General features: G+C 64.2%; 1 protein-coding gene. It reads left to right on the top strand.

Annotated features, from left to right (window positions below):
• Positions 1-7: 7 nt before the first annotated feature.
• Positions 8-13,246: a non-ribosomal peptide synthase/polyketide synthase gene (locus C4K39_RS29745; RefSeq protein ID WP_124348149.1), complete on the top strand. Its 13,239-nt coding sequence runs from the start codon at positions 8-10 to the stop codon at positions 13,244-13,246.
• Positions 13,247-13,473 lie beyond the last annotated feature (227 nt).

The following is a 13,473-nucleotide window of genomic DNA, read 5'->3' as shown; positions in this document are numbered from 1 at the left end:
GTAGTACATGCAAGCTTTAATCGACTCGGTAGGCACGCTTTCTGCCAAAGAAAGAAAAGCCCTGGCGATTTTGCTTAAAGAAAAGGGCATCAACCTCTTTGGTATCGCTCCTATCTGCAGTCGTGGCGCCGATGAGGCGCCGGTTCTCTCCTATACCCAGGAAAGCCAATGGTTTCTCTGGCAATTGGAGCCCGATAGCACCGCCTACCACATCACCACGGCGTTGCGCTTGACGGGGCAACTGGACCTTGAAGCCTTGCATCATGCATTCGATAGTTTGATTGCCCGGCATGAAACCCTGCGTACTACTTTTTCCGAAGAAGATGGCATTGCAGTACAAGTGGTCCATCCGCCTGCGCCGTTGGCTATCGAGATCATCGAATTGCACGCCGGCGGCCTTTCTTACGAGGCTCAGGTCCATGCACTGACCGATAGCAAGAGCCAGCCGCCCTTCGATCTGCGTAATGGCCCGCTGTTGCGGGCCAGATTGCTACGGGTAGCGGCAGACGAACATGTGCTGGTCTTGACCCAGCACCACATCGTTTCCGATGGTTGGTCGATGGGGGTGATGGTTGACGAACTGATCCAGCTCTATGCCGGTTACCGCCAAGGACGTACGGTCAGCCTGCCGGACCTGCCGATCCAATACGCCGACTATGCCAACTGGCAGCGCCAGTGGATGGATGCCGGCGAGCGTGAGCGGCAGTTGGGTTACTGGCTGGAACAACTGGCCGGAGAGCAGCCGCTGCTGATGCTACCGCTGGATCATCCTCGTCCGGCGATCCAGAGCTATCGCGGAGCGTTGCTCGATATCCCGTTGCCGGAAGATCTGCGGGTCGCTCTCAAGCAACTGGCGCAACGTGAGGGGGCGACCCTGTTCATGTTGTTGCTGGCTTCGTTCCAGGTCCTGCTGCACCGCTACAGCGGCCAAGCGGACATCCGCGTCGGCGTGCCAACCGCCAACCGCAATCGGGTCGAGACCGAGCGCCTGATCGGCTTCTTCGTCAATACCCAGGTACTCAAGGCCGAGATCGATGGGCAATTGGGTTTCAGAGATTTCCTGCAACAGGTCAAGCAGACCGCGCTGATGGCCCAGTCCCACCAGGACTTGCCTTTCGAGCAGTTGGTGGAAGCCTTGCGTCCCGAGCGCAGCCTGAGCCATAGCCCGCTGTTCCAGGCGATGTTCAACCACCAGACCGCGGTCAAGAAGGGCGGGCAGAGCCAGCGCCTGGACGACCTCAGCATCGAGACCCTGAGTTGGCAGGGGCGCGCCGCGCAGTTCGACCTGACCCTGGATACCTTCGAAGCCGAGGACGGCCTGTGGGCCTCGCTGACTTACGCCACCGACCTGTTCGAGGCATCCACCATCGAGCGTCTGGCCCAGTCCTGGCTGCAGTTGCTGCAGGGCATTGTCCAGCAACCCGGGCAGCGCCTGGGGGACTTGCCGCTGCTGGGGGCTGCCGAGCAGAACCGGCTGCTGCACGAGTGGAGCCCGGCCACCGGCGAGTTTGTCGGCGAGCACTCTGTACACCAGTGGGTGCAAGCCCAGGTCCAGAAAACTCCCGACGCCGAAGCCCTGCTATTTGCCGGCCAGTGCCTGAGCTACCGGGAACTCAATGCCCGGGCCAACCGTCTGGCGCACAAGCTGATCGAGCTGGGCGTGGGGCCTGAAGTGCGGGTCGGCGTGGCCTTGCAGCGCACCCCTGAAATGGTCGTGGCGCTGCTGGCGGTGCTCAAGGCCGGTGGCGCCTATGTGCCCCTGGACCCGGACTATCCACAGGATCGCCTGGAGCACATGCTGCGCGACAGTCAGGCGCAGATCCTGCTGACCGAAAGCGCATTGCTGTCGCTGCTGCCGTCCGTGGAGTCCTTGCAGACCCTGCAAGTGGATGCCCAGCCGGGCTGGCTGGACGGCTACTCGATAGATAATCCGGCGCCGCGAGGTACGCCAGACAATCTGGCCTACGTGATCTACACCTCCGGTTCCACCGGCCTGCCCAAGGGCGTGGCGATTGCCCATCGCAACGTGCTGGCGCTGATCGACTGGTCGCAACGTGTGTACAGCAGCGAAGACCTGCAAGGGGTGCTGGCCTCGACTTCGATCTGCTTCGACCTGTCGGTGTGGGAGCTGTTCGTGACCCTGTCCAGCGGCGGCTCCATCGTCCTGGCCCGCAACGCCCTGGAGCTGCCGGAGCTGGTGGATCGTGATCGGGTGCGCTTGATCAACACCGTGCCCTCGGCGATTGCCGCGCTGCAGCGCAGCGGGCAGATTCCGCCTAGCGTACGGATCATCAACCTGGCGGGTGAGCCGCTGAAACAGGCCCTGGTGGATAGCCTCTACCAACAGGCGGGGCTGGTGCATGTCTACGACCTGTATGGCCCTTCGGAAGACACCACCTACTCGACCTACACCCGGCGCGAGGCGGGAGGGCAGGCGAATATCGGCCGGGCCATCAGCAATACCCAGAGCTACATCCTCAGCCCGGACCTGCAACCGATGCCGGTGGGCAGTGCCGGTGAGCTGTACCTGGCTGGTGCCGGGGTGACTCGCGGTTATCTGGCACGCCCAGGGCTGACCGCCGAGAAGTTCGTGCCCAATCCGTTCTCCAGCGACGGTGGCCGGGTGTACCGCACCGGCGACCTGACCCGTTACCGCGCCGATGGGGTGATCGAGTACATCGGCCGTATCGACCATCAGGTGAAGATTCGCGGCTTCCGTATCGAACTGGGGGAAATCGAAGCGCGGCTGGTGCAGCAGGCAGCGGTGCGCGAGGCTTTTGTCCTGGCCCATGACGGTGAGAACGGCCAGCAACTGGTGGCTTATATCGTGCCGAGCGATGCCGCTATGGCGGTGGCAGGGGAAGCCCAGGCTGCCCTGCGCGAAAGCATCAAGACTGCGCTGAAGGAACACGTGCCGGACTACATGGTGCCGGCGTACCTGCTGTTCCTGGAGGCGCTGCCCCTGACCCCGAATGGCAAACTCGATCGCAAGGCCCTGCCCAAGGTCGACGCCCAGCAGATGCAGCAAGTCTATGTGGCGCCGCAGAGCGAGCTGGAGCAGCAGATCGCGGCGATCTGGGCCGATGTGCTGAAGCTTGAACAGGTGGGTGCGACCGACAACTTCTTCGAACTGGGCGGTGATTCGATCATCTCGATCCAGGTGGTCAGCCGCGCGCGGCAGGCCGGTATCCGCTTCACCCCGCGGGATCTGTTCCAGTACCAGACGATACAGGGGCTGGCGGCGGTGGCCGAGCAGGGCGAAGGCGGGGTGCAGATCGACCAGGGCCCGGTGCGTGGCGCGACTGCGCTGCTGCCGGTGCAGCAGTGGTTCTTCGAGCAGCCCATGAGCGAACGTCATCACTGGAACCAGTCAGTGCTGCTCAAACCGGTCCAGCCGCTGTGTGCCGAAGTGGTAGAGAGCGCCTTGCAGGCGCTGCGGGTGCAGCATGACGCCTTGCGGTTGCAGTTCCGCCAGGAGGCTGATGGCTGGTCGGCGCGTTTTGCCGATGCCAGCCAGCGGCCGGAGCTGCTCTGGCAGGTTGCGGTGGATAGCGCCCAGGCCATGGAGCAGCCGGCGATCGAGGCGCAGCGCAGCCTGAACCTGCAGGACGGGCCGCTGCTGCGGGCCGTGTTGTTCAGCCTGGCGGACGGCAGCCAGCGTCTGTTGCTGGTGATCCACCACCTGGTGGTGGACGGCGTGTCCTGGCGGATCCTGCTGGAGGATCTGCAACTGGCCCACACTCAACTCAGCGCCGGCCAGACCCTGGCGTTGCCGGCCAAGACCAGCTCGACCCAGGCCTGGGCCGAGCAGATGCAGGCCTATGCCCAAGGTGCGGCGCTACAGGAAGAACTCAAGTACTGGCAGGCCCAGTTGCAGGGCGTCGAGTCGAACCTGCCGCAGGATCGCCCGGTGACCGAGTTGCAGAACCAGCACGCCAGCAACCTGAGCTCGCGCCTGGACAAAGCTCATACCCAGCGCCTGCTGCAGGACGCCCCGGCGGCCTACCGCACCCAGATCAACGATTTGCTGCTCACCGCTCTGGCCCGGGTCATCACCCGCTGGACTGGAGAAGCCAGTGCCCTGGTGCAACTGGAAGGCCACGGCCGCGAAGACCTGTTCGACAGCATCGACCTGACCCGCACCGTGGGCTGGTTCACCAGCATGTTCCCGGTGAAACTCACGCCCCAGGCGTCCCTGGCCGATTCGATCAAGTTCATCAAGGAACAACTGCGGGCGGTGCCGAACAAGGGCATCGGCTTTGGTGCCTTGCGCTACCTGGGCGATGCGCAAGCGCAGCAGACCCTGGCAGCCTTGGCCGTGCCGCGTATCACCTTCAACTACCTGGGCCAGTTCGACGGCAGTTTCGACGAGCAGGATTCCCTGTTCAAACCCAGCGGTGAAGCCAAGGGCGACGACCAGAGCCCACTGGCCCCGCTGAGCAACTGGCTGAGCCTGGATGGCCAGGTCTATGGCGGCGAGTTGAGCCTGAACTGGACCTTCAGCCAGCAGATGTTCGATACCGCCACCGTGCAGCGGCTGGCCGACGACTATGCCGAGGAGCTCAAGGCGCTGGTGGCGCATTGCTGCGCACCGCAGCAGGCGGGCGCGACCCCGTCGGACTTCCCACTGGCGGGCCTGAACCAGCAGCAACTGGATCGCCTGCCGGTGGCGATGGCCTCGGTCGAAGACCTCTACCCCCTGTCGCCGATGCAGCAGGGCATGCTGTTTCATACCCTCTACGAACAGGCAGCGGGCGACTACATCAATCAACTGCGGGTCGACGTGGACGGCCTCGATCCGCTGCGCTTCCAGCAGGCCTGGCAGGCGGCCATCGATCGGCATGACATCCTGCGCACCGGCTTTATCTGGCAGGGCGAGGTGTCGACGCCGCTGCAAGTGGTGCACAAGCACATTGCCCTGGATTGCACCCTGCATGACTGGCGCGGCCAGCCACAGCAGCAGGAGGCCCTGGACACCCTGGCCACCGCCGAGCGCCAGCGTGGCTTCGAGCTGGATGCGGTGCCCTTGTTGCGCCTGACCCTGGTGCGTATCGACGAGCAGCGCTACCACCTGATCTACACCAACCATCACATCCTGATGGACGGCTGGAGCAACTCGCAGCTGCTCGGTGAGGTGCTGCAGCGCTATGCCGGTCAACTGCCGAGCCACGCGCCGGGCCGTTACCGGGACTATATCGCCTGGCTGCAACGCCAGGATGCCCAGGCCTGTGAAAACTTCTGGAAAGAACAGCTGCAGACGCTGGATGAACCGACCCGCCTGACCCAGGCGCTGTCCCGGGTCGCGGACATTCCGGCCGGCACCGGCCACGGCAAGCATCATCGTGAGCTGGACCTGGCACAGACGGCACGGCTTGGCGAATTTGCCCGGCAGCAGAAGGTCACGGTCAATACCCTGGTGCAGGCGGCGTGGCTGCTATTGCTGCAACGTTGCACCGGGCAGGAAAGCGTGGTGTTCGGCGCCACGGTGGCGGGGCGCCCCGCTGAGCTCAAGGGCATCGAGCAGCAGGTAGGCCTGTTCATCAACACCTTGCCGGTGGTGGCCACGCCACGCCCGGACATGACCGTGAGCCAATGGTTGCAGGCGGTGCAGAGCCGCAACCTGGCGCTGCGTGACTATGAATACACGCCGCTGTACGAAGTGCAGCGCTGGGCCGGGCTGGGCGGGGACGCGCTGTTCGACAACATCCTGGTGTTCGAGAACTACCCGGTGTCAGAGGCCCTGGAAAAAGGCGCTCCGGCGCAACTGCGCTTTGGCGCGGTGGGCAACCACGAGCAGACCAACTACCCACTGACGGTTGCGGTCAACCTGGGGGCGAGCCTGTCGTTCGAGTTCATTTATGCCCGTGAATCCTTCTCTGAACCTTCGATGGTGCAGTTGGGCGGGCACTTGCAGGGGCTGTTGCTGAGCCTGATGGAGCATGCGCAAACCGGCCTGGGTGAGTTGCCATTGCTGACTCGGGACGAGCAGCGGCGCATTCGCCAGGAGTGGGACCACACCGATGTGGTCTACCCGACTCACCGCTTTGTCCATCAACTGTTCGCCGATCAGGCGGCCAAGGCCCCGGATGCGCCAGCGGTGTTCTTCGCCGAGCAGCGCCTGAGCTATCGCGAGCTGGATACGCAAGCCAACCAACTGGCGCACAAGCTGATCGAGCTGGGAGTGGGCCCGGAGGTGCGGGTGGCCATCGCCATGCCGCGCTGCGCGGAGATCATGGTGGCCTTCCTGGCGGTGCTCAAGGCCGGCGGGGTCTATGTGCCGCTGGATATCGAATACCCCCAGGATCGCCTGCGCTACATGATGCAGGACAGCGGCGCGTGGCTGCTGCTGACCCAGGATCACCTGCTGGAGCGCTTGCCGATCCCGGACGGTTTGCCGACCCTCAGCGTCGAAGGCGCGGCGGATTTTGCGGCCTATCCTGCGACCAGCCCGGAGGTGGATCTGGCCGAGGAAAACCTGGCCTATGTGATCTACACCTCCGGCTCCACCGGCTTGCCCAAGGGCGTGGCGGTGTCCCATGGCCCGCTGGCCATGCACAGCCTGGCCACCGGCGAGCGTTATGAAATGAGCCCGGCGGACTGCGAGCTGCATTTCATGTCCTTCGCCTTCGACGGCTCCCACGAAGGCTGGATGCACCCGCTGATCTACGGCGCCAGCGTGCTGATCCGCGACGATAGTGTGTGGTCGCCGGAATTCACCTACGAACAGATGCATCGCTACGGTGTCACCGTCGGTGTGTTCCCGCCGGTGTACCTGCAACAACTGGCGGTACACGCCGAGCGCGACGGCAACCCACCGGCGGTGCGGGTCTACTGCTTCGGCGGCGATGCCGTGCCCCAGGCCAGTTACGACTTGGCCTGGCGAGTGCTGCGTCCGAAGTACATCTTCAACGGCTACGGCCCGACCGAGACGGTGGTTACGCCGTTGATCTGGAAGGCTAAGGCGGGGGACCCGTGCGATGCAGCTTATGCGCCGATCGGCAACATCGTTGGCAACCGCAGCGCCTACGTGGCCGATGCCAACCTCAACCTGTTGCCGGTGGGCGTGGCGGGCGAGCTGTACCTGGGTGGCCTGGGCGTAGCCCGGGGTTACCTGGATCGTCCGGGGCTGACGGCGGAACGCTTTATCCCTGACCCCTACAGCACCACCGGTGCCCGGTTGTACCGCAGCGGTGACCTGACGCGCTACCGTACCGACGGCCTGGTGGAGTACGTGGGGCGTGTCGACCACCAGGTCAAGGTGCGGGGCTTCCGTATCGAACTGGGCGAGATCGAAGCGCGCCTGCTGGAGCAGGACCCGGTGCTGGAAGTGGCGGTGATCGCCCAGCCAGGGCCGAGCGGCCAGCAACTGGTGGGCTATATCGTGCCAGTGGACGCCGAGGTGGCATCGAGCAACGAGCGCCAGGCGCAGTTGCGCGAGAGCATCAAGGCCCGCCTGCGGGAAAGCCTGCCGGACTACATGGTGCCGACCTACCTGCTGTTCCTCGAAGCACTGCCGCTGACACCGAACGGCAAGCTGGACCGCAAGTCGCTGCCGAAAGTCGATGCGCAGCTGATGCAGCAGACCTACGTGGCGCCGCAAAACGAGCTGGAACAACAGATCGCCGCGATCTGGGCCGATGTGCTGAAGCTTGAGCAGGTGGGCGTCACCGACAACTTCTTCGAGCTGGGTGGCGACTCGATCATCTCGATCCAGGTGGTCAGCCGTGCCCGCCAGGCGGGAATCCGCTTCACCCCCAAGGACCTGTTCCAGCACCAGACGGTGCAGGGGCTGGCCACGGTGGCGGAGCAGGGCGAGGGCGGTTTGCAGATCGACCAGGGCCCGGTGCGTGGGCAGATGCCGCTGCTGCCGATCCAGCAATGGTTCTTCGAGACACCGGTGCCGGAACGGCATCACTGGAACCAGTCGGTGCTGCTCAAACCGCTACAGGCGCTGCAAGCCCAGACCCTGGAAAGCGCCTTGCAGGCCCTGACGGTGCAGCACGATGCTCTGCGCCTGCGCTTTACCGAACATCAGGGCACGTGGAGCGCAGCCTTTGCCGATGCCGATGAGCCGGTGCAACTGCTGTGGCAGGCCAATGTCGCCGACGCCCAGGCGTTGCAACAGTTTGCCGAGCAGGCCCAGCGCAGTCTCAACCTGCAGGAGGGGCCGCTGCTGCGGGCCGTGCTGTTCACCCTGGCCGACCAGAGCCAGCGCCTGTTGCTGATCGTTCATCACCTGGTGGTGGATGGGGTGTCCTGGCGAATTCTCCTGGAGGATCTGCAAGCCCTGTTGGGCAATCAGGTGCTGCCGGCCAAGTCCAGCTCGACCCAGGCCTGGGCCGGGCAGTTGCAGGCCTATGCCAGCAGCGCGGCGTTGCAGCAAGAGCTGGGTTACTGGCAGGCGCAGTTGCAGGGTGTCGAATCGAACCTGCCCTGCGACCACGGCCACGACGGGTTGCAGAACCAGCACGCGACCAGTGTCGAAACCCGGCTGAACAAGGGTGATACCCAGCGCCTGTTGCAGGACGCGCCGGCGGCCTATCGCACCCAGATCAACGATCTGCTGCTCACCGCCCTGGCCCGGGTCATCACCCGCTGGACCGGCCAGGACAGCGCCCTGGTGCAGTTGGAAGGCCATGGCCGTGAGGAGCTGTTCGACAGTATCGACCTGAGCCGCACCGTGGGTTGGTTCACCAGCGTGTTCCCGGTGAAGCTGACGCCGCAGCCGGCCCTGGCCGACTCGATCAAGTTCATCAAGGAGCAACTTCGAGCCGTGCCCAACAAGGGCATCGGCTTCGGTGCCCTGCGTTACCTGGGGGATGCCGGTGCGCAGAAGGCCTTGGCGTCCTTGGCCGTACCGCGCATTACCTTCAACTACCTGGGGCAGTTCGACGGCAGTTTCGATGACCAGCAGGCATGGTTTGCCCCGGCCAATGAGGCCAAGGGCGACGACCAAAGCCTGCTCGCACCCCTGGGCAACTGGCTGACCCTCAATGGTCAGGTCTATGGCGGTGAGCTGAGCCTGGGCTGGAACTTCAGCCGGGCGATGTTCGATAGCGCCACCATCCAGCACCTGGCGGATGACTACACCCGGGAGCTCAAGGCGCTGATCGAGCACTGCAGCCAGCCCGAGCACCGTGGCGCCACGCCATCGGACTTCCCTCTGGCCGGCCTGAGCCAGCAACAGCTGGACCGCTTGCCGCTGGCCCTGGCCAAGGTCGAGGACCTTTATCCGCTGTCGCCGATGCAGCAAGGCATGCTGTTCCATACTCTTTATCAAGAGGAGGGTGGCGATTACATCAACCAGCTACGAGTGGACGTGGACGGACTCGATCCCCAGCGCTTTTGCCAGGCCTGGCAGGCAACCATCGAGCGCCATGACATCCTGCGTAGCGGTTTCCTCTGGCAGGGCGAACTGCCGGCGCCGATCCAGGTGGTGTACAAGCAGGTCAGCCTGGAGTGTGCCGAGCACGACTGGCGCTCGACACAGCAGACCCCGCAAGCCCTGGACGCCCTGGCTGCGGCCGAGCGTCAACGGGGTTTCGATCTGGCCGCTGCGCCCCTGCTGCGCCTGGCCCTGGTGCGCACTGGCGAGCAGCGCTACCACCTGATCTACACCAACCACCACATCCTGATGGACGGCTGGAGCAACTCGCAGTTGCTCGGTGAAGTACTGCAACGCTATGCCGGTCAATTGCCGCAGCACCTGACCGGGCGCTACCGCGACTACATCGCCTGGCTGCAACGCCAGGACGCAACCCTCAGTGAACATTTCTGGAAACAGCAACTGCTGGGGTTGGATGAGCCGACCCGTCTGGCCCAGGCCTTTGCTGGCGGTGCACGCGCACCGCTGGAGGAGGGCCATGGCAGCCATGGCTGTACCCTCGACGAGGCCCAGACCCGCAGCCTGGGCGAGTTTGCCCGCCAGCAGAAGGTCACGGTCAACACTCTGGTGCAGGCCGCCTGGCTGTTATTGCTGCAACGCTGCACCGGACAGGACACGGTGGTGTTCGGCGCCACCGTGTCTGGCCGGCCGGCAGAACTCAAGGGTGTGGAGCAGCAGATCGGGCTGTTCATCAACACCTTGCCGGTGGTGGCCGCGCCGCGTCCGCAGTTGTCAGTCAGCGACTGGTTGCAGGCTGTTCAGGAGCGCAATCTGGCCCTGCGCGATTTCGAACACACGCCGCTGTATGACGTGCAACGCTGGGCCGGCCTTGGGGGCGAGGCGCTGTTCGACAACATCCTGGTGTTCGAGAACTACCCGGTGTCCGAAGCCCTGGAGAAAGGCTCGCCGGCACAGCTGCAATTTGGCGCGGTAGGCAATCATGAGCAGACCAACTACCCGCTGACGTTGTCGGTGTTCGTCGCTGAACGCTTGTCGTTCGACTACAGCTATTCGTACCAGCACTTCAGTGGCGCAGTGATCCGGCAACTGGCCGAGGGCCTGCAGCATCTGCTGTTGGCCATGATCGGTAACCCCGGACAGTGCCTGGGAGATCTTTCGCTGCTCAGCGACGGGCAACGGGCGGCGGTTGAGCAAGAGTCCCGCCGGGCGGCCGGCCAAGTGGGCCGGGACCTGAATATCCACCAGTTGATCGAAGCCCAGGCCGCGCGCACTCCGGATGCCGTGGCGCTGCTGTGCGCCGGTGAGCAACTGAGCTATGGCCAGTTCAACCAGCGGGCCAATCAGTTGGCCCATAAGCTGATCGAGCAGGGCGTGGGCCCGGATGTGCGGGTGGGTATCGCCGTGGAGCGCGGGCTGGACATGATTGTCGGCCTGCTGGCGGTGCTCAAGGCGGGCGGCGCCTACGTGCCGCTGGACCCCGAGTACCCCCAGGAGCGCCTGCACTACATGATGCAGGACAGTGGCATCCAGTTGCTGCTGACCCAGTCGCCGCTGCTGGAGCGTTTGCAGGATGGCCTCGCGGTGCCGTACCTGTGCCTGGACCAGGCTCCCGTCTGGCTGGCCGGTATGGCGCAGGGCAACCCGCCTGAGCGCAGCAGCGCGCAAAACCTGGCCTACGTGATGTACACCTCCGGTTCCACCGGCCGGCCCAAGGGCGTGGGGATTACCCACAATGCCTTGAGCCAGCACGCACGGGCCACCGCCAACTATTTCAACATGACGGCTGCGGACCGTGGCTTGCAGTTCTCCACCTTCAACTTCGATGCCTTTGTCGAGCAGCTGTACCCGGCGCTGATCCGTGGTGCTTCGGTGGTGATTCGCGGCAAGGAGCTGTGGGACAGCGAGACCTTCTACCGCGAGCTGATCGAGCAAGGCATCAGCATCGTTGACTTGAGCACTGCCTACTGGTTCATGCTGGGCAAGGACTTCGCCGCCAAGGGGCCGCGGGACTTTGGTCGCCTGCGTCAGCTCAACCTGGGGGGCGAGGCCATGCCGGCGGAAGGCGTGGCGGCGTGGAAACAGGCCGGCCTGGATCAGGTCTGCCTGCTCAACACCTACGGGCCTACCGAAGCCACCGTGAGTGCCACGGCCCATGACTGCGGTGCCTACCTGAAGGGGACCGAGCCGCTGCCGGCGGTGATTCCACTGGGCAAGGCCCTGCCGGGCCGTTCCATCTACCTGCTGGACAACAGCGGCAACCTGCCGCTCAACGGTGTGATTGGCGAGCTGATGATTGGTGGCGACCTGCTGGCCCGGGGTTACCACGACCGCCCAGGCCTGACCGCCGAGCGTTTCATTCCCGATCCGTTCAGCAGCGATGGCGGTCGTCTGTACCGCACCGGCGACCTGGCCCGTTATGACGCCGAAGGCGTGATCGACTACGCCGGGCGCATCGACCACCAGGTGAAGATCCGCGGTTTCCGCATCGAGATGGGCGAGATCGAAGCGCGGCTGCTGGAGCTGGCTCAAGTACGCGAGGCAATTGTGTTGGCCCAGGACGGTGCGAGCGGGCCGCAACTGGTGGCTTACGTCGTGCCAGCCGCGCAGGTGGCGGCCGATACGCCCGAGGCCCAGGCGCAATTGCGCGAGCAATTGAAGGGGGCCCTCAAGGAGGTGCTGCCGGATTACATGCTGCCGGCGCACCTGTTGTTCCTCGAAATGCTGCCATTGAGCCCCAATGGCAAGCTGGACCGCAAGGCCCTGCCCAAGGCCGATGCCAGCCTGTTGCAGCACGCCTACATCGCTCCACAGAGCGAGCTGCAACAGCAGGTCGCCGCCCTCTGGAGCCAGGTGCTGGGCGTCGATCAGGTGGGCCTGGACGACAACTTCTTCGAGCTGGGTGGGCATTCCTTGGATGCCTTGCGCCTGATCGGCGCCATCAACCAGGCACTGGCTGTGCAACTGAGCATCAATGCGCTGTTCACTGCGCCGACCGTGGGGCAACTGGCTGGCCTGATCGCAGCCGGTCATCCCGACAGTGCGCAGAATGTCATCGCCCTGGGCGGTTCTGGCCAGCCGCTGTTCTGCTTCCACCCGGCGGGGGGCAGCGTGTATGGCTACCTGCCGTTGGCGGCGCAGTTGCGCGACCGTTGCGCGGTGTATGGCGTGCTGCACCAGGCCTACCTGCAAACCGACTGGAGCGAGGTTTCATGGCAGGCCATGATCGAGCGCTATGTCGCCAACATCCGCCAGGTGCAGCCGACAGGTCCTTACTACCTGGCAGGCTGGTCCCTGGGCGGCTCCATTGCCATGGACGTGGCCAGCGAACTGGAGGCGGCGGGAGATACGGTGCGTTTCCTCGGCCTGCTCGACCCGACACCGCCTCAGGGCGCCGGGGACGATCAGGTCCAGACGCAGGAGATGCCAGTCACTGTGACGGCCGAGTCCGAGTGGCAGGCGATCATCGACAAGCTCTGCCAGCAGTTCCCGGGCAGTGCGGGGATGATCGAAAGCCGCTTGAGGCGCGAAGCCGAGCTCGACTGGCAGAGCATCCATGGCTGGGTAGCCGGCAATATCCCCCTGGCTCCCGGCGAGCTGGATCGGGTGGTGGGGCTGTTCAAGGCCGAGTTCGATGCTTCGTTGGTCAGTAGCGTATTCAATGACTTGAGCAGCTTGTCCGCAGCTTATGTTTATCGTCCATTGCAGGTTGTGCCACAACTGTGGTGGTCCCGTGATTATCAGGATAAGCAGATTGTGCGAATGGAGCGGGCCATGGGAAGTGAAGTGCTTGGCAGAGAGGTCCTGGATTCGTTCAGGACGTTGGCCCGCCATGAGGAAATGGTCGCTGATCTTCGCTTGCTGGAGAGCTTCGAGGAGCGGCTGTTGAGCTGCTTGAACTGAGCCACCGACAAAGGCCTGGATCGGCAACGATCCAGGCCTTTGTCGTTTCTGGAGTATGGCACCGGCTGCAGGTGGAGTAGGTCGCACACCTTCTCTTTCATTCAGGCACTGGAGTGGTTTGGATGCTGAGCCGATAGCCATTCATCCCGCGTGCAGTCGGCTACTTGCAACCTCCGGCAACGAAGGCGCTAGCGCGTTGTATTGAGCGCTTGTCCCGGGAATCGAAA

The organism is Pseudomonas sessilinigenes (assembly GCF_003850565.1).
Classification (GTDB): Bacteria; Pseudomonadota; Gammaproteobacteria; order Pseudomonadales; family Pseudomonadaceae; genus Aquipseudomonas; species Aquipseudomonas sessilinigenes.
Note: the sequence above shows the minus strand (reverse complement) of the source record. Positions and strands in the feature narration are given on the sequence as shown.